16 protein-coding genes are annotated in these 19103 nt (G+C 53.0%); 11 read left to right on the top strand and 5 right to left on the bottom strand.

The window, feature by feature from the left end:
- Positions 1-11: 11 nt before the first annotated feature.
- A complete protein-coding gene (gene galR / locus OGY33_RS05695) occupies positions 12-1040 on the bottom strand; it encodes an HTH-type transcriptional regulator GalR (RefSeq protein WP_048215625.1) in 1029 nt (342 codons plus the stop codon).
- 597 nt (positions 1041-1637) lie between these two features.
- On the opposite strand from galR, the gene aas reads away from it, so the two are divergent.
- Together aas and lplT are read left to right on the top strand one after the other, a co-directional pair.
- Complete coding sequence (gene aas / locus OGY33_RS05700; protein ID WP_048225394.1) at positions 1638-3797, top strand: bifunctional acyl-ACP--phospholipid O-acyltransferase/long-chain-fatty-acid--ACP ligase; 2160 nt, start codon at positions 1638-1640, stop codon at positions 3795-3797.
- Positions 3790-4983 (top strand): lysophospholipid transporter LplT, encoded by a 1194-nt coding sequence (lplT, locus tag OGY33_RS05705; protein WP_191238153.1) that lies wholly within the window; start codon positions 3790-3792, stop codon positions 4981-4983. Before aas ends, lplT begins: the two co-directional genes overlap by 8 nt.
- 330 nt (positions 4984-5313) lie before the next feature.
- Here lplT and OGY33_RS05710 read toward each other — a convergent pair whose 3' ends face one another.
- The 4 genes from OGY33_RS05710 to mutH form a co-directional block, all read right to left on the bottom strand.
- Positions 5314-6354, bottom strand: coding sequence for an NADP(H)-dependent aldo-keto reductase (locus OGY33_RS05710; protein ID WP_003033954.1), 1041 nt, complete (start codon positions 6352-6354; stop codon positions 5314-5316).
- 106 nt (positions 6355-6460) lie between these two features.
- Positions 6461-6679, bottom strand: a complete 219-nt coding sequence (gene ygdR / locus OGY33_RS05715; protein WP_000758660.1) for a lipoprotein YgdR — start codon at positions 6677-6679, stop codon at positions 6461-6463.
- 144 nt (positions 6680-6823) lie between these two features.
- The gene (locus OGY33_RS05720; protein ID WP_003033961.1) at positions 6824-7537 is read right to left on the bottom strand and encodes a TerC family protein; all 714 of its coding nucleotides are present in this window, start codon (positions 7535-7537) and stop codon (positions 6824-6826) included.
- A gap of 75 nt (positions 7538-7612) precedes the next feature.
- Positions 7613-8308, bottom strand: coding sequence for a DNA mismatch repair endonuclease MutH (gene mutH, locus OGY33_RS05725; RefSeq protein WP_149607733.1), 696 nt, complete (start codon positions 8306-8308; stop codon positions 7613-7615).
- A 684-nt stretch (positions 8309-8992) separates the two neighbouring features.
- Between mutH and rppH the strand changes: the two genes are divergently transcribed.
- From rppH to recC, 9 genes are all read left to right on the top strand, one after another.
- On the top strand, positions 8993-9523 hold the full coding sequence (gene rppH, locus OGY33_RS05730) for an RNA pyrophosphohydrolase (RefSeq protein WP_003825602.1): 531 nt from the start codon (positions 8993-8995) through the stop codon (positions 9521-9523).
- Positions 9524-9535: 12 nt separating this feature from the next.
- Positions 9536-11782, top strand: a complete 2247-nt coding sequence (ptsP, locus tag OGY33_RS05735; protein ID WP_003825604.1) for a phosphoenolpyruvate--protein phosphotransferase — start codon at positions 9536-9538, stop codon at positions 11780-11782.
- Between the two features lie 190 nt (positions 11783-11972).
- Positions 11973-12848 carry a prolipoprotein diacylglyceryl transferase gene (gene lgt / locus OGY33_RS05740; protein ID WP_003825606.1) on the top strand — a complete coding sequence of 292 codons (876 nt, stop codon included), beginning with the start codon at positions 11973-11975 and terminating at the stop codon, positions 12846-12848.
- A gap of 6 nt (positions 12849-12854) precedes the next feature.
- On the top strand, positions 12855-13649 hold the full coding sequence (gene thyA, locus OGY33_RS05745) for a thymidylate synthase (protein WP_003033990.1): 795 nt from the start codon (positions 12855-12857) through the stop codon (positions 13647-13649).
- Positions 13650-13831: 182 nt separating this feature from the next.
- Complete coding sequence (locus OGY33_RS05750; RefSeq protein WP_057067307.1) at positions 13832-14302, top strand: prepilin peptidase-dependent protein; 471 nt, start codon at positions 13832-13834, stop codon at positions 14300-14302.
- A complete protein-coding gene (locus tag OGY33_RS05755; protein WP_057067306.1) occupies positions 14293-14856 on the top strand; it encodes a prepilin peptidase-dependent protein in 564 nt (187 codons plus the stop codon). Before OGY33_RS05750 ends, OGY33_RS05755 begins: the two co-directional genes overlap by 10 nt.
- On the top strand, positions 14853-15260 hold the full coding sequence (locus OGY33_RS05760; RefSeq protein ID WP_057067305.1) for a DUF2509 family protein: 408 nt from the start codon (positions 14853-14855) through the stop codon (positions 15258-15260). Before OGY33_RS05755 ends, OGY33_RS05760 begins: the two co-directional genes overlap by 4 nt.
- Complete coding sequence (locus OGY33_RS05765; protein ID WP_008785708.1) at positions 15245-15568, top strand: prepilin-type N-terminal cleavage/methylation domain-containing protein; 324 nt, start codon at positions 15245-15247, stop codon at positions 15566-15568. Before OGY33_RS05760 ends, OGY33_RS05765 begins: the two co-directional genes overlap by 16 nt.
- 12 nt (positions 15569-15580) lie before the next feature.
- Positions 15581-18949 (top strand): exodeoxyribonuclease V subunit gamma, encoded by a 3369-nt coding sequence (gene recC / locus OGY33_RS05770; RefSeq protein WP_191238154.1) that lies wholly within the window; start codon positions 15581-15583, stop codon positions 18947-18949.
- Positions 18950-19103 lie beyond the last annotated feature (154 nt).

Below are 19103 nucleotides of genomic sequence, written 5' to 3' on the forward strand. Positions count from 1 at the left end.
CGCTATCCTGGTTATTCGTTTGACGATGAATTCCCCGGCTCTGTCAGCGTCGAAACGGAATGGCGACGCACCAGAGTTGGGTTAAAAACGTGGGTAATTTCAGGCACGGGACGCTTCTCCGCCAGCGCGAGCGCCAGTTCGGCAGCCTGGGTTGCCATCGTCACGATCGGGTAGCGCACCGTGGTCAGACGCGGGCGCACGTAGCGGGAAACCAGCACATCATCAAAACCAATCAGCGAGATTTCTCCCGGCACATCAATGCCGTTATCATTCAATACGCCCATGGCACCAGCCGCCATTGAGTCGTTGTAGCAGGCTACCGCAGTGAAGTTTTTGCCACGGCCAAGTAACTCGGTCATAGCCTGTTCACCGCCGCTTTCATCCGGTTCACCAAACGTTACCAGTCGATCGCTGACAGGAATATTGCTCTCTGCCAGCGCGTCGTAATAGCCTTGCAGACGATCTTCCGCATCTGAAATCGTGTGATTGGAGCACAGATAACCAATGCGCGTATGGCCCTGCTGAATGAGGTGTCGGGTCGCGAGCCAGGCGCCGAAACGGTCATCAAGGGCAACGCAGCGTTGTTCGAATCCCGGCAGAATTCGGTTAATCAATACCATGCCGGGGATTTGCTTCATGAGTGATGCCAGCTCAGCATCCGGGATAATTTTCGCGTGGACAACAAGGGCTGCGCAGCGGTGGCGAATGAGCTGTTCAATCGCCTGTCGTTCCTTCTGTTCGTTATGGTAGCCGTTACCAATCAGTAAAAAATTACCGGTGTTATACGCCACCTGCTCGACAGCTTTAACCATTGCCCCAAAAAATGGATCGGACACATCTCCAACCACCAGACCGATGGTTTCAGTGGATTGTTGTGCCAGCGCACGCGCATTGGCGTTGGGGTGGTAGCTGAGTGATTCCATTGCACTCGTTACGGCCAGGCGCGATGCTTCGCTGGCTTTAGGAGAATCATTAATCACTCGAGAAACGGTGGCGACTGATACACCAGCTAGTCGGGCTACATCCTTTATGGTCGCCATGATAGTACCTGTTGTGGGTAAACGCTTACATTCCGTCAGTGTTACGGAAAATGGCTGGCTGTTCAAGCAGATTGCCCGTCAGAACGTCGCAAATGTGAGCGCACACGAGCGAAGTAAGACAGAAAATAGAAAATGCTAATTTTTGCTTACACTTTGCGATGTGCTGTTGCGATTGTTCGCTGGTGAGAGAACTGAGCAGATTGCTAGAGTTGAGATCCCAGAGGTATTGATAGGTGAAATCAACTTTCGGGTTGATCACTAGAATTACACCAGCCTGCGCAGATGCGCAGGTTTTTTTTTACCTTCAGTCTATCTGTAACAGTAACCGATAATTTACACAACTCGTTGCATTTGGGTTCATTCCTTTGCGTTTTCGCACTGGCGTATCTGGCTGCTGACGACCACAATCAAGATCCCAGAGGTATTGATTGGTGAGATTATTCGGTACGCACTTCGTACCTGTCTCTTGCACCAACCTGCGCGGATGCGCAGGTTTTTTTTCGGATTGTATTTACCAGTTACCTGTCGCGCCAATTCCCCAACTCGTATACTCTCCCACCATTGATGTTTATATAATTAATGGCACAGGGAGTTGAGATGCTATTTGGCTTTTTTCGTAATCTGTTTCGCGTGCTTTTCCGCGTTCGCGTCACGGGCGATGTCAGCGCGCTACAGGGAGAACGCGTTCTAATCACTCCCAACCATGTCTCATTTATAGACGGCATCCTGTTGGCGCTCTTTTTACCGATTCGTCCCGTCTTCGCTGTTTACACCTCGATCAGCCAGCAATGGTATATGCGCTGGCTAACCCCGCTGATTGATTTTGTACCGTTAGATCCAACCAAACCGATGTCGATTAAACATCTGGTTCGTCTGGTCGAACAGGGCCGTCCGGTGGTTATTTTCCCGGAAGGACGTATTTCGACCTCCGGCTCGTTAATGAAAATTTATGACGGCGCGGGGTTTGTTGCCGCTAAGTCGGGGGCGACGGTGGTTCCTGTGCGCATTGAAGGCGCGGAGCTTTCCCGCTTTAGCCGCCTGAAAGGTTTGGTTAAACAGCGATTCTTCCCGCGCATCCGCTTACACATCCTACCGCCGACACAACTGCCGATGCCGGAAGCTCCGCGTGCTCGCGATCGCCGCAAAATTGCCGGAGAGATGCTGCATCAAATTATGATGGAAGCACGCATGGCGGTTCGTCCGCGTGAAACGCTATACGAGTCGCTGCTGGCGGCGAAATACCGTTTTGGCGCAGGCAAAAACTGCATTGAAGATGTTAACTTTACCCCGGACAGCTACCGCAAGCTGCTGACAAAGACGCTCTTTGTGGCCCGTATTCTGGAAAAATACAGCGTCGAAGGTGAAAAAATCGGCCTGATGCTGCCAAACGCGGGGATCAGCGCAGCGGTCATTTTTGGCGCCATTGCGCGCCGACGCATTCCGGCCATGATGAACTACACCGCGGGCGTGAAAGGATTAACCAGTGCCATTACTGCGTCTGAAATTAAAACGATCTTCACATCCCGACAGTTTCTCGATAAAGGCAAACTCTGGCATTTACCGGAACAGCTCACCCAGGTGCGTTGGGTTTATCTGGAAGACTTAAAAGCTGATGTGACCTTTAGCGATAAGCTGTGGATTTTCTCACATCTGCTGGCACCGCATCTGGCGCAGGTGAAGCAGCAGCCGGAAGACGCTGCGGTGATCCTCTTTACTTCTGGTTCAGAAGGCCATCCGAAAGGTGTGGTTCACAGTCATAAAAGCATTCTGGCGAACGTTGAGCAGATCAAAACGATTGCCGATTTCACCGCCGATGACCGTTTTATGTCGGCGCTGCCGCTGTTCCACTCCTTTGGCCTGACGGTGGGATTATTCACGCCGCTACTGACTGGCGCAGAAGTGTTTCTTTATCCCAGCCCGCTGCATTACCGCATTGTGCCAGAGCTGGTATACGACCGGAACTGCACCGTGTTGTTTGGTACTTCAACGTTCCTCGGCAACTACGCGCGTTTTGCGCATCCGTACGATTTCCACCGCCTGCGCTATGTGGTGGCGGGAGCGGAAAAACTTCAGGACAGCACAAAGCAGCTGTGGCAGGAGAAATTTGGCCTGCGCGTTCTTGAAGGCTATGGCGTGACGGAATGTGCGCCGGTTGTGTCGATTAACGTACCAATGGCGGCAAAATCGGGAACGGTAGGGCGCATCTTGCCTGGTATGGATGCTCGACTGTTGGCTGTTCCGGGAATTGAGGACGGTGGGCGTTTACAGCTGAAAGGTCCTAATATTATGAGCGGCTATTTGCGCGTCGAAAAACCTGGCGTGCTGGAAGTGCCGACAGCAGAAAATGCGCAAGGTGAGATTGAGCGCGGCTGGTATGACACCGGAGACATCGTGCGCTTTGATGAAAACGGCTTTGTACAGATTCAGGGGCGCGCTAAGCGATTCGCTAAAATTGCCGGAGAGATGGTTTCGCTGGAAATGGTTGAGCAACTGGCGTTGGCGGTATCCTCAGACAAAATGCACGCCACGGCGATCAAGAGTGATGCCAGCAAAGGTGAGGCGCTGGTGCTGTTCACTACCGACAGCGAGCTGACACGTGAAAAACTACAGCAGTATGCGCGGGCGCACGGTGTACCTGAACTCGCCGTACCGCGTGATATTCGCCATCTGAAGCAACTCCCCTTACTCGGCAGCGGTAAGCCGGATTTTGTTACGCTGAAAAGCTGGGTCGATGAGCCGGAAAAACAACATGAGTGAGTCAGTGCACACTAACACTTCAATCTGGTCCAAAGGGATGATGTCCGTTATCGCCGCGCAGTTCCTGTCGGCGTTTGGCGATAACGCGTTGCTGTTTGCTACGCTGGCGTTGCTGAAAGAACAATTCTATCCGGACTGGAGTCAGCCAATCCTGCAAATGGTGTTTGTGGGCGCTTACATTCTGTTTGCCCCCTTTGTGGGACAGGTGGCGGATAGCTTTGCCAAAGGCAGAGTGATGATGTTCGCGAACGCTCTGAAACTGCTGGGCGCGGCGAGTATTTGCTTCGGCATTAATCCGTTTCTTGGGTATACGCTGGTGGGGATCGGCGCGGCGGCATATTCACCGGCCAAGTACGGCATTCTCGGTGAACTGACTACCGGCGACAAACTGGTGAAGGCTAACGGCCTGATGGAAGCCTCCACCATTGCCGCGATTTTGCTCGGATCTGTCGCCGGCGGCGTTCTGGCCGACTGGCACGTGATTGCCGCGCTTTCTGCCTGTGCCCTGGCCTATGCTGGGGCGGTGATGGCTAACCTGTATATCCCGAAACTGGCTGCGGCTCGTCCTGGCCAGTCCTGGCATCTGGGGAAAATGACGCGCAGTTTCTTCTGTGCGGCTTCATCGTTGTGGCGTAATGGCGAGACGCGTTTCTCGTTGGTGGGAACCAGCCTTTTTTGGGGCGCGGGCGTTACGCTGCGTTTTCTGCTGGTGCTGTGGGTCCCGGTGGCGCTCGGCATCACCGATAACGCCACCCCGACCTACCTCAATGCCATGGTAGCAATCGGGATTGTGGTCGGTGCGGGTGCGGCCGCGAAGCTGGTAACGCTGGAAACCGTTTCGCGCTGTATGCCTGCGGGGATCCTGATTGGCATCGTGGTGCTGATTTTCTCTCTTCAACATTCGCTGCTTCCGGCCTACGCATTGCTGATGCTTATCGGCGTGTCGGGTGGCTTCTTTGTGGTGCCGTTGAATGCGTTGCTGCAGGAACGGGGTAAGAAAAGCGTCGGCGCGGGTAATGCGATAGCGGTGCAAAACCTGGGTGAAAACAGCGCGATGCTGTTGATGCTGGGGATTTACTCACTGGCGGTGCTGGTGGGGCTCCCGGCTGTTGCGATTGGTATTGGATTTGGTGCGCTGTTTGCGCTGGCGATTGCGGCGCTATGGATTTGGCAGCGCCGCCAATAGTCTGTTGTATGCTGTTGCCGGATGGCGGCGTTGCCTTATCCGGCCTACAGGATGCTCACTTTGTAGGCCTGATAAGCGTAGCGCCATCAGGCGCTAATCGTCACGGTGCGAGATGAGTATGCTATGAATGTGCCGGATGGCTGCGTTGCCTTATCCGGCCTACAGGATGCTCACTTTGTAGGCCTGATAAGCGTAGCGCCATCAGGCGCTAATCGTCACGGTGCGAGATGAGTATGCTATGAATGTGTCGGATGGCGGCGTTACCGTATACGGCCTACAGGGCGTTCACTTTGTAGGCCTGATAAGCGTAGCGCCATCAGGCGCTAACTGTTACGGTGCAGGATAGGTATACACCTGATGCACCGCTTCAATCTCTGCCAGTACTTCTTCGCTCAACTCCAGATGCAGGCTTTCAACGTTGGTTTTTAGCTGCTCCATCGTCGTGGCGCCCAGCAAAGTGCTGGCGACAAACGGCTGACGACGCACGAATGCCAGCGCCATTTGCGCAGGATCCAGATTATGGCGTTTCGCGATATCCACATAGGCCGCAACGGCTTTCTGCGTCTGCTCGCCGCTGTAGCGCGTGAAACGGCTAAACAACGTATTGCGTGCACCGGCAGGTTTCGCGCCGTTCAGGTATTTCCCGGTTAACGTACCGAAGCCCAGGCAAGAGTAAGCCAGCAGCTCAACGCCTTCATACTGGCTCACTTCAGCCAGTCCAACCTCAAAGCTGCGGTTCAGCAGGCTGTAGGGGTTCTGGATGGTGGCGATGCGTGGCAGATCGTGTTTGTCCGCCAGGTGCAGATAGCGCATCACGCCAAACGCGGTTTCATTAGAAACGCCGATGTAGCGAATTTTCCCGGCGCGCTGAAACTCGGCCAGAGCGTCCAGCGTATCGAGAAGGGAAACGACCGGCGCGGAGTCTGTCCAGCTGTAGCCTAACTTACCAAAACAGTTGGTCGGGCGCTGCGGCCAGTGAACCTGATACAGATCCAGATAATCGGTTTGCAGTCTTTTCAGGCTGTCGTGCAGCGCTTCACGGATATTTTTACGGTCCAGCGCCTGATTCGGTCGAATGCCGCTGTCGTTGTTACGTGATGGTCCGCTGACCTTAGACGCAACGATCAGCTTTTCGCGGCTGCCGTGTTTGGCGAGCCAGTTACCTACGTAGGTTTCGGTGAGACCCTGGGTTTCAGGACGCGGCGGTACCGGATACATCTCGGCAACGTCGATCAAATTAATGCCCTGTGCTACTGCATAATCGAGCTGTGCATGTGCGTCGGCTTCGCTGTTCTGTTCACCAAACGTCATTGTGCCCAGCCCCAGTGTACTGACTTCCAACGAGCTGTGGGGTATACGGTGATATTGCATAGCCGTTTCCTTTTTATAATCACGACATAAGGATTATAAAAATGGCTGAGGGAAGAGAAAAAGGGAAGTAAAATTGTTAAGGCCAGCGCGCTGCTGACCTCAACCATCAGCGTTCAATGATTTGAGACACATCATCGCGGTTAATCTGCATCGCATTGCCCTGCTGGTCGTGATAGCTCACCAGACCGGTATCATCGTCAATTTCTGGTTTTCCATCGGTCAGGATCATTCGACCATCTTTTGTCGCCATTACATAATCGCTGCTGCATCCGGAAACGGCAAAAGCCAGTCCTACGGCGGAAATCAAAACTGCCCATTTTTTCATCTGCTTATCCTCACATGGCCTGCGTCTGACAATAGTTTAGTAATAACGCGAAGTTGTGCAGGGTGAAAGCAGTAAAATCTTAAACTGTGAGAAGGGGTAGGTGTGGCTGGCATTCGCTCCCCTTGCGGGGAGCGATGGATTTCATCAGAGCGGATTTTTTTTATTACGCCACAGGTTCAGGGTCTCTACCGCGATAGAGAAGAACATGGCGAAATAGATATATCCTTTCGGAACGTGGACGTCGAAACTTTCCAGAATCAGCGTAAAACCGACCAGAATCAGAAACGAGAGCGCCAGCATTTTCACCGAAGGGTGGCGATCGACAAACTCGCCAATTGGGCGCGCGGCAAACATCATCACGCCTACGGCAATCACCACCGCCGCCATCATAATAAACAGATGATCGGACAAGCCAACCGCAGTAATCACGGAATCCAGACTGAAGATAATGTCTAACAACATGATCTGCACAATCGCGCCCAGGAAAGAAGATACGCGGGTTTTTAACCCCTCTTCCTCACCTTCAATGGATTCGTGGATCTCCTTGCTGGCTTTCCAGATCAGGAACAATCCCCCCAGCAGAAGGATCAGGTCACGTGCTGATATCGCCTCGCCAAACAGCTCGAATAACGGGTTTGTCAGCCGCGTTACCCAGGCGATAGAAGCCAGCAGTGCCAGACGCATGATCATCGCCGCCGCCAGCCCAATACGTCGAGCATGATTGCGTTGCGCTGTCGGGAGTTTGGCTACAACCAGAGAAAGGAAAATAATATTGTCGATCCCAAGAACGATCTCCAGCAGCGTCAGCGTACCGAGCGCAAGCCAGGCGTTAGGATCGGTTATCCATGCAAATAACATCGAACAAAGTCCTGCCAAAAAAAAGAAGCGGTAATTATAGGCCCGTAACGCGGCGGGTGAAAGGCCGGACGGTGCCTATTGCGCCTGGAACAAGAAATGTCGCTCAAGCAATGCGCGGGTGAAGTTCTTTTTCAGGTAAAAGCCGCGTGGCAGGGTCAGGATGGGTTCGCCGTTGGCGCCAATGGCCTCGGTAAGCGCGCGGGCGTTGGCGGCTTTAGGACGCAGTTGCAGTACTTCCCCATGGCGAGCGGTGATGCGTTCGACATGACCTAACACAATCATGTCCATTAACTCTTCCCAGTCCAGACGCAATTGCCGGTCTTCTTCTTCATTCGGGCTCCACAGCAGGGGAGAGCCGACGCGGCGCTCAGCCAGAGGGATGCTGCGTTCGCCTTCTACCGGGATCCACAGAACACGTTTGAGTTTGTGTCGTACATGGCTGGTTTCCCAGGTGACGCCGGTATTGCCGGTTAACGGCGCCACACACACAAAGGTGGTTTCCAGCGGTCTGCCAAGACTGTCCACAGGGATCGTTTTCAGCTCCACGCCCAGCGCCGCAAAATCCTGCTCTGGTTTACTGCCCGCGCTGGCACCGAGCCAGATTTCCAGCAGGACGCCAATCCAGCCTTTATCGCGCTTAAGATCCTTCGGCGTAACGATTCCCGCTATTGCCGCTAATTCTCCTAACGCGTAGCCCGAAAGCTGCCGTGCCTGGCTCAGCAACTGGGCTTCAGATTCAGGGGGAGAAAGCAACGGACGGAGTTCTGGCATCGGGTTAACCCTTAGGTGAAAAAATGAGCAATGATTTTATACCGTGTGGACAGAGTTTATCTTTTTCCACATGCTTTATTCAATTCTATGATTTATATTGGTTTTTAGATTTACGTTCGCAGAGTTGCGCAACAGCGAAGCGGGTTTTCCAATTCTGGTCACTGACAATGAACAGGATCTTACACCATGTTATCCACAGAAAGATGGGATAACTGTGAAAAACCCCCACTACTGTTTCAATTTACAGCCTTGACGTGCGACGAAAATCGAATTTTCACACAAATTGTGCCTAACTTATTGGCATAATCTGTGGATAAAACCAACGCTGGTCGATCTTTCATCAGCGTGAAGATCGTATGCGTGATGCACATCACATTTCTGTGTGTTTATCTGCGTGGATCGGTTTTAACTTTATGAATGTATAAGAGTATTTTTGATATGTGACGAATGTCTTATTCGGACTGTTCTGGGTTTTCCCATAGTAATTCCGTACTTCTTCACAACTATATCCACAGAAAAGGTGAATAAAATCGCCTTGCTTGCCCTTCTTCTGTTTATAACTCGGCCTTTAACTGTGAGTTATTCAATTGTTATTAGAATATCGCACCCTTAACAGAGTGGTTTACCGCCCCTCAGGAGTGTGAAACAATCGTTTGTATATAAGGTTTATGTTGAGGTAGTCCGGTGATTGATGACGATGGCTACCGCCCGAATGTAGGGATAGTAATTTGTAACCGCCAGGGGCAGGTCATGTGGGCCCGGCGATTTGGTCAGCACTCCTGGCAATTCCCACAAGGTGGGATCAACGCAGGAGAGACAGCAGAGCAGGCGATGTACCGGGAACTCTTTGAAGAAGTGGGTCTCAGTCGTAAAGATGTACGGATCCTTGCTTCTACTCGTAACTGGTTGCGTTACAAGTTACCGAAACGTTTGGTGCGTTGGGACACGAAGCCGGTTTGTATCGGCCAGAAACAAAAATGGTTTCTTCTGCAATTGGTCAGCAGCGATGCTGAAATCAATATGCAAACCAGCAGTACACCTGAGTTCGACGGCTGGCGCTGGGTGAGTTACTGGTATCCGGTTCGACAGGTGGTGTCATTTAAACGCGATGTCTATCGCAGGGTGATGAAAGAATTCGCAAGTGTTGTCATGGCGCTTCAGGAGAGCACTCCTAAACCGCAAAGCGCACCTGCGTACAGACGTAAAAGAGGTTAAGCTACGCAAATTATGCTCACCCGCCTGCGCGAAATAGTCGAAAAGGTGGCCAGTGCTCCGCGTCTGAACGAAGCGCTGAATATACTGGTTACCGACATCTGTCTTGCGATGGATACAGAGGTCTGTTCGGTCTATCTGGCCGATCACGATCGACGTTGTTATTACCTCATGGCGACCCGGGGATTAAAAAAACCACGTGGTCGTACTGTCGCACTCGCGTTTGATGAAGGTATCGTTGGCCTGGTTGGCAGGCTGGCGGAACCTATCAACCTCGCCGATGCGCAAAAACATCCCAGCTTTAAATACATTCCTTCGGTAAAAGAAGAGCGTTTTCGTGCATTCTTAGGCGTACCGATCATTCAGCGTCGCCAGCTTTTAGGTGTGCTGGTGGTGCAGCAGCGTGAACTGCGTCAGTACGATGAAAGTGAAGAGTCTTTCCTCGTCACGCTCGCCACGCAAATGGCGGCCATACTTTCGCAGTCGCAGCTAAACGCGCTGTTCGGCCAGTACCGTCAAACGCGCATCCGTGCGCTGCCAGCCGCTCCCGGTGTGGCAATAGCCGAAGGTTGGCAGGATGCGACGCTGCCGTTGATGGAACAGGTCTACCAGGCTTCAACGCTGGATCCTGTGCTTGAACGCGAGCGACTGACCGGTGCGCTGGAAGAGGCGGCGAACGAATTCCGCCGCTACAGCAAGCGTTTTACCGCTGGGGCGCAGAAAGAAACGGCGGCGATCTTTGATCTTTACTCGCACTTACTTTCCGATACCCGTCTGCGCCGCGAGCTGTTTGCGGAAGTGGATAACGGTTCGGTGGCCGAGTGGGCGGTTAAAACGATCATCGAAAAGTTTGCCGAACAGTTCGCCGCGCTGAGCGATAACTACCTCAAAGAGCGGGCCGGAGATTTACGCGCGCTGGGCCAGCGCCTGCTGTTCCACCTTGATGACTCTATCCAGGGGCCGAATGCCTGGCCGGAACGCTTTGTGCTGGTGGCGGACGAACTTTCGGCGACCACGCTGGCGGAGCTTCCTCAGGACCGGTTAGTTGGCGTGGTTGTCCGGGACGGCGCAGCCAACTCTCATGCGGCAATTATGGTGCGTGCGCTGGGTATCCCTACCGTCATGGGGGCCGATATCCAGCCGTCAGTGCTGCATCGCCGTACGCTGGTGGTGGACGGTTATCGCGGTGAACTGCTGGTCGATCCGGAACCGGTATTGATCCAGGAATACCAGCGTCTTATCAGTGAAGAAATTGAGCTGAGCCGCCTGGCGGAAGACGACGTCAACCAGCCAGCACAGCTGAAAAGCGGCGAGCGCGTGAAGGTGATGCTCAATGCGGGCCTCAGCCCGGAACATGAAGAAAAGCTGGGTAGCCGAATCGACGGCATTGGCCTGTATCGCACCGAAATTCCGTTCATGCTGCAAAGCGGTTTTCCTTCGGAAGAAGAACAGGTTGCGCAGTATCAGGGGATGCTGCAAATGTTTAACGACAAGCCGGTGACCCTGCGTACGCTGGATGTCGGCGCCGATAAACAGCTGCCCTATATGCCGATCAGTGAAGAGAACCCCTGCCTTGGCTGGCGAGGGATCCGCATAACGCTCGATCAGCCGGAGATCTTTTTGATCCAGGTTCGCGCTATGCTGCGTGCGAATGCGGCAACCGGAAACCTGAGCATTTTGCTGCCGATGGTAACCAGCATCGATGAAGTGGACGAAGCGCGACGTTTGATTGAACGCGCCGGACGCGAAGTGGAGGAGATGATCGGTTACGAGATCCCGAAACCGCGCATTGGCATCATGCTGGAAGTTCCGTCGATGGTGTTCATGCTGCCGCATCTGACAAACCGGATAGACTTTATCTCGGTCGGAACCAACGACCTTACCCAGTACATACTGGCCGTCGATCGTAACAACACACGGGTAGCCAGCATTTATGACAGCCTGCATCCGGGGATGTTGCGTGCGCTGGCGATGATTGCGCAGGAAGCCGAAAGAAGCGGTATCGATTTGCGCCTGTGTGGTGAAATGGCGGGCGACCCGATGTGCGTGGCTATTCTGATCGGTCTCGGTTTCCGTCATTTGTCGATGAACGGTCGTTCTGTCGCTCGCGTAAAATATCTGCTGCGCCATATCGATTTTGATGAGGCGCAAACGCTGGCGCAGCGCAGCCTGGAGGCACAGATGGCAACAGAAGTACGCCATCAGGTAGCGGCCTTCATGGAGCGTCGTGGCATGGGGGGCTTGATTCGCGGGGGATTGTAGGTCTGACAAGCGTAGCGCTATCAGGTATTACGGGGGATAGAGATTACCTATACAGATCTTTTACATCTTCCCGGCATCCGCTTCTAACCCCTTGTGCTATCATTCGCACCTTTGGAGCGCCTGCATTATGCAGGCGCGCTTATCAATTGCTGTCTGACTTCAGCGAAATAACAAGAACTTGTGGTGACAGATGACCAGTAGCTATCTGCATTTTCCGGATTTCGATCCGGTCATTTTCTCAATCGGACCCGTCGCGCTTCACTGGTACGGCTTAATGTATTTGGTGGGGTTTATTTTCGCGATGTGGCTGGCGACGCGCCGCGCGAATCGTCCGGGCAGTGGCTGGACCAAAAATGAAGTAGAAAACTTACTGTATGCGGGCTTCCTCGGGGTTTTCCTCGGTGGGCGTATTGGTTACGTACTGTTCTATAACTTCCCGTTATTCCTCGATAATCCCCTGTATCTGTTCCGCGTCTGGGACGGCGGTATGTCCTTCCACGGTGGACTTATCGGTGTGATCCTGGTGATGATCATCTTCGCCAAACGCACTAAGCGTTCGTTCTTCCAGGTTTCTGATTTCATTGCCCCGCTGATTCCGTTTGGCTTGGGTGCAGGGCGTCTGGGCAACTTTATCAACGGTGAGCTGTGGGGACGCGTTGACCCGAACTTCAAGTACGCCATGCTGTTCCCCGGCTCCCGTACCGAAGATATTTTACTGCTGCAAACTAACCCGCAATGGCAGTCTATTTTTGATACCTACGGCTCGCTGCCACGCCACGCCTCACAGCTTTATGAGATGGCGTTGGAAGGCGTTGTGCTGTTTATCATTCTGAACTTGTACATTCGCAAACCGCGCCCGATGGGTTCGGTATCCGGTCTGTTCCTGATTGGTTATGGCGCGTTTCGTATTATTGTTGAATTCTTCCGCCAGCCGGATGCGCAGTTTACCGGCACCTGGGTACAGTACATCAGCATGGGTCAGATCCTCTCTATCCCGATGATTGTCGCAGGCATTATTATGATGGTTTGGGCGTACCGCCGCAGCCCACAGCAACACGTTTCCTGAGGAACCATGAAACAGTATTTAGAACTGATGCAAAAAGTGCTGGATGAAGGCACACAGAAAAACGACCGTACCGGAACCGGAACGCTTTCCATTTTTGGTCATCAGATGCGTTTTAATCTGCAGGAAGGGTTCCCGCTGGTTACGACTAAACGCTGCCATTTACGCTCGATCATTCATGAGCTGCTGTGGTTCTTGCAGGGCGATACTAACGTTGCCTACCTGCATGAAAACAACGTCTCAATCTGGGACGAATGGGCGGATGAAAACGGTAATTTAGGCCCGGTTTACGGCAAACAATGGCGCGCGTGGCCTACGCCAGATGGTCGCCATATCGACCAGATCACCACCGTGCTAAACCAGCTGAAAAATGATCCGGACTCTCGCCGCATTATCGTTTCCGCATGGAACGTCGGTGAGCTGGATAAAATGGCGCTGGCACCGTGCCATGCGTTCTTCCAGTTCTACGTGGCGGATGGCAAGCTCTCCTGCCAGCTGTATCAGCGTTCGTGCGATGTGTTCCTCGGCCTGCCGTTTAACATTGCCAGCTACGCTTTGCTGGTACACATGATGGCGCAGCAGTGCGATCTGGAAGTGGGTGATTTTGTCTGGACCGGCGGCGACACGCACCTGTACAGCAACCATATGGATCAAACGCATCTGCAGCTTAGCCGTGAACCGCGCGCGCTGCCGAAACTGGTTATCAAACGTAAGCCTGAATCAATCTTTGACTATCGCTTCGAAGACTTCGAAATTGAAGGCTACGATCCGCACCCGGGTATTAAAGCACCGGTAGCTATCTAACCTGTTTCATGCTGTCACAACCGACGCCCATGTGCGTCGGTTTTTTTGTCTCAAATCGCGTTCTTCGGCGTGGATTCCTGAAATATTGCAACGGCCTGTAACGTGCTAAATATTCCCCATAGCTCGCCGTAGAAACCGAATTTCCCGCTCGTTATTCATTTTCCTCACGCCATACTGGCGACATGAAAAAACAACAAGGTTACACGCTTCTCGAAACCCTGATTGCGATGCTGATTGTCGCGGCGCTTGGTGCATCTGGACTGTATGGTTGGCAGCGCTGGCAGCAGCAACAGCGGCTGTGGCAGACCGCCTGCCAGGTGCGGGACTACCTGCTGCAACTGCGTGAAGATGCTAACTGGCGTAACCGCGATCATGTGATAAGCGTGATTCGGGATGGCACATCATGGTGTTTTGTCAGCTCTGCGGCTTCGCAAACCACGTGTCGACCCGCTTCGTCTTTGGTTTTTACACCGCCCTGGGACGACGTCGAAATGGCAGAGATAACACCTTCACTGGCCTTTTTTGGACTGCGCAATACGGCATGGGCCGGACATATACGTCTGAAAAATGCGAGTGGGGAATGGCGCGTGGTGGTGTCTGGCTGGGGGCGAATCAGGCTTTGCGAGCGCGATGAGGCCAGATTATGTCAGTAAATGAACGGGGATTTTCACTGCTGGAGATGCTCATTGCCATGGCGATTAGCAGTATTTTATTGCTTAGCTCAGCACGATTTTTACCGGCGCTACAGCGAGAGATTCTGCGTAACACGCGCCAGTTAGTACTGGAAGATGAAATATGGCAGCGGGTCTACACCGTGGCGAAGCATCTTCAGCGGGCGGGGTATTGCCGGGGAAACTGTGTCGGAGAGGGACTGGTGATATCGGCTAAGGGAGACTGTGTTATTGCCCGATGGGATGCCAACAGCAATGGCGTTTGGGAAAGCAGTCCCGTGAAAGAGGCTGATTCTATTGGGTTTCGTTTACAGGACAAGGTGTTGGAAACCGTGCGTGGAGCCACCGGCTGCACTGGCAAAGGATGGGAGAAAATGACCGATCCGGCCACGATGCAGATTGAGGCATTCCAGGTTGAAAGGCTGAATTTCAGCGGATATTCCCCGCTTCTTACGCTGCGTTTGCGTGGAGTGAGCAATGACCAACCACAAAAAGTTGTTGAAGCGGTCTACAGCGTTACGGGATTCAACCTGTGAACCGTGAGCGAGGCGTATCTTCTCTGGCAATGGTCCTGTTGCTGCTGGTGCTCGGTAGTCTGCTGCTGCAAGGCGTTAGCAGACAGGAGGCCAGTTTTGCTGCGCGTGTGGTCACACAAAGTCAGGCGCTGCAGCGTCAGGCGGTAGTGCAATCCGGGATGGAATGGGGGCGTATGCAGCCCTGGCGCTTACAACCCCCTGTACAGTGTCGGCGCGTTCCCACGCAGGATGCCGCGGTTTGCCTGCGCCTGCTTACCAATAATTTTGTTCTGCTTATTGCCCACTATGAAGGGATATCGTTATGGCGTCAGGGGGTGGTTATTGATGGCAACATAGAATTCTCGGCGCGTGGCTGGAGCGATTTTTGTCCGCTAAAGGAGCAGACGTTATGCCAGATCCCCTGAACAGACAGCGTGGCTTTAGTCTGCCGGAAGTGATGCTGGCAATGGTACTAATGATAATGATTGTGACCGCGTTGTCAGGATACCAGCGGGTGCTAATGAACAGCTTTATCATCAGAAACCAGTATCAGCAACTCTGGCGCCACGCCTGGCAGCAAACCCAGCTGTACCCGTTTTCATCGCCTGTGAACTGGCAGGTTAACCGAATGCAGACAACGAGAGCGGGATGTGTCAGCATCAACGTTATAATTTCTTCACCCCTCGGCAGGCAGGGTCAGATGACGCGTCTGCATTGCCCGAATCGTCAGTAGTCAGGAGTCGCTATGTTAAGGGTCTACCACTCCAACCGTCTGGATGTGCTGGAAGCGTTAATGGAATTTATCGTTGAGCGCGAGCGGCTGGACGACCCCTTTGAACCTGAGATGATCCTGGTTCAAAGTACCGGTATGGCGCAGTGGCTACAAATGACTCTTGCACAGAAGTTTAGTATTGCCGCCAATATCGATTTTCCGCTGCCCGCGAGTTTTATCTGGGATATGTTTGTGCGCGTGCTGCCGGATATCCCGAAAGAGAGTGCGTTCAGCAAACAGAGTATGAGCTGGAAGTTGATGACGCTGTTGCCACAATTGCTGGATAGCGATGACTTCGCATTGCTACGCCACTATCTGACGGACGATACTGATAAACGTAAGCTTTTTCAGCTTTCCTCGCGCGCGGCTGACCTTTTCGACCAGTATTTAGTCTACCGCCCTGATTGGTTGACCCAGTGGGAATCGGGGCGACTGGTTGAGGGACTCGGCGAGTCTCAGGCCTGGCAGGCACCGTTGTGGAAAGCGCTGGTGGAATACACCGCGGAATTGGGCCAGCCGCGCTGGCATCGTGCCAATTTATACCAACGATTTATTCAGACCCTGGAAAATGCGTCTGAATGTCCGCAGGGGCTGCCTTCTCGCGTCTTTATTTGCGGAATTTCGGCGCTACCGCCGGTTTACCTGCAGGCCTTGCAGGCGTTGGGTAAGCATATTGATATTCATCTGCTATTTACCAACCCTTGTCGCTACTATTGGGGCGACATTAAAGATCCTGCCTGGCTGGCGAAGCTGATGGCTCGTCAGCGTCGGCACAGCTTTGAAGAACGGCATCTGCCGCTGTTTCGTGATAACCAGAAAGCCGAAGGATTATTTAACAGCGATGGCGAACAGGATGTGGGCAACCCGATGCTGGCCTCGTGGGGCAAGCTGGGGCGTGATTACATTTATTTGCTTTCGGAGCTGGAAAACAGTCAGGAACTGGATGCGTTTGTCGATATTACGCCTGACAACCTTTTGCATAATATTCAATCGGATATTCTGGAACTTGAAAGTAATGCCGTGGCGGGCGTTACGCTGGAAGAATATTCCCGTAGCGACAATAAACGCCGGCTTGAGCTGAACGACACCAGTGTGACTTTCCATGTCTGCCATAGCCCACAGCGCGAGGTGGAAATTCTTCATGACCGGCTGTTGGCCATGCTGGAAGCGGACCCAACGCTGACGCCGCGCGATATTATTGTGATGGTGGCGGACATCGACAGCTACAGCCCATTCATTCAGTCGGTCTTTGGTAGCGCGCCAGCCGAGCGTTACTTACCTTATGCAATATCTGACCGTCGGGCACGCCAGTCTCATCCCGTCTTACAGGCCTTTATCAGCCTGCTGTCGCTGCCGGATAGCCGTTTTGTCTCAGAGGATGTCCTGGCGTTACTGGATGTTCCCGTGCTGGCGGCGCGTTTCAACATTGATGAAGAAGGGTTGCGCTATCTTCGCTTATGGGTCAATGAATCCGGGATTCGTTGGGGAATTGACGACGATAACGTGCGTGAACTGGAACTTCCACCTACAGGTCAGCATACATGGCAATTTGGTTTAACGCGTATGCTGCTCGGCTACGCGATGGAAAGCTCGCAGGGCGAGTGGCAATCGGTATTGCCTTACGATGAGTCCAGCGGCCTGATTGCCGAACTGGTAGGGCATCTGGCCTCGTTGCTGATGCAGCTTAATCTCTGGCGTAGAGGGTTAGCGCAGGAACGACCGCTGGAAGAGTGGCTACCCATTTGTCGGGAAATGCTTAATGATTTCTTCCTACCGGACGCGGACACCGAAGCTGCAATGACGCTGATTGAACAGCAGTGGCAGGCCATTATTACCGAAGGTTTAGGGGCCGAGTACGGCGATGCTATACCGCTCTCTCTGTTGCGTGATGAGCTAGCCCAGCGCCTTGACCAGGAACGCATCAGCCAGCGCTTCCTGGCGGGGCCCGTTAACATTTGTACGCTGATGCCGATGCGCTCCATTCCGTTCAAAGTGGTGTGCCTGCTGGGTATGAACGATGGGGTTTATCCGCGTCAACTTGCGCCGCTGGGCTTTGATTTAATGAGCCAAAAACCGATGCGGGGCGATCGCAGTCGTCGAGATGATGACCGCTATCTGTTCCTCGAAGCATTAATTTCGGCACAGCAGACGCTCTACATCAGCTACATTGGCCGCTCTATTCAGGATAACAGCGAGCGCTTCCCGTCGGTGCTGGTGCAAGAACTGATGGACTACATCGGGCAAAGCCACTACCTGCCGGGCGATGAATCGTTGACCTGCGATCAAAGCGAGGCAAGGGTAAAAGCGCACATAACCCGTTTGCATACCCGTATGCCCTTTGATGCACAAAACTATTTGCCGGGCGAACAGCAAAGCTATGCCCGGGAATGGCTGCCTGCGGCGAGTCTGTCAGGAAAAGCGCACACGGATTTTGTGCAGCCTCTTCCCTTTGAAATGCCAGAAACGCTAACGCTGGAAACGCTGCAGCGATTTTGGGCACATCCGGTACGCGCCTTTTTCCAGATGCGTTTAAGGGTCAACTTCCGCTCTGAAGAGAGTGAGATCCCGGATACGGAACCTTTCACTCTTGAAGGGTTGACCCGCTACCAGCTTAATCAGCAATTGCTTAATACGCTGGTTGAAGAGAACGATGCTGAACGACTGTTCCGCCGTTTTCGTGCGGCGGGCGCGCTACCCTATGGGCCGTTTGGCGAAATTCTGTGGGATACGCAGCGTCAGGAAATGCAGTCGCTGGCTGAACGCATTATCGCCTGTCGTCAGCCCTGTCAGAGCATGGAAATCGATCTTAACTGTCACGGCGTGCAAATCACCGGCTGGCTGCCGCAGGTGCAAGAAGACGGTTTGTTGCGCTGGCGCCCATCTTTGATAAGCATTGCGCAGGGTGTGCAACTTTGGCTGGAACATCTTGTCTATTGTGCCAGTGGCGGTAGGGGAGAGAGCCGATTGTTCCTGCGTAAAGACGGAGAATGGCGTTTTCCGCCGCTGGATGCAGAACAGGCGTTGCTGTACCTGTCGCAACTCATTGAGGGGTATCGGGAAGGCATGTCGTCACCATTGCTGGTATTACCCGAAAGCGGCGGTGCATGGATAAAAACCTGTTATGACGCCGCAAATGATGCCATGTTAGATGACGATGCAACGTTGCAAAAAGCGCGTAGTAAGTTTCTGCAAGCCTATGAAGGCAACATGATGGTACGTGGCGAAGGTGATGATATCTGGTATCAGCGTCTTTGGCGTCAACTGGATGCTGATACGCTGGAGGCTATTGTTTTACAGTCTCAGCGCTACCTGTTACCGATTTTTCGCTTTAATCAGTCATGATGATTGTATAAAAATTGCGCAATTCGATGGCTTCCACTATGATGCGCATTCTGTCACGGACTGATTCTTACAAAGAGAAGATGCTGGCTCGTTCAGCACATAGTCTTGCCCTGTTCAGATCATGTATTTATGCGTGGTTTGTAGTGAACAGGTG

This window comes from Citrobacter sp. Cpo032 (assembly GCF_030332975.1).
GTDB lineage: Bacteria > Pseudomonadota > Gammaproteobacteria > Enterobacterales > Enterobacteriaceae > Citrobacter > Citrobacter portucalensis.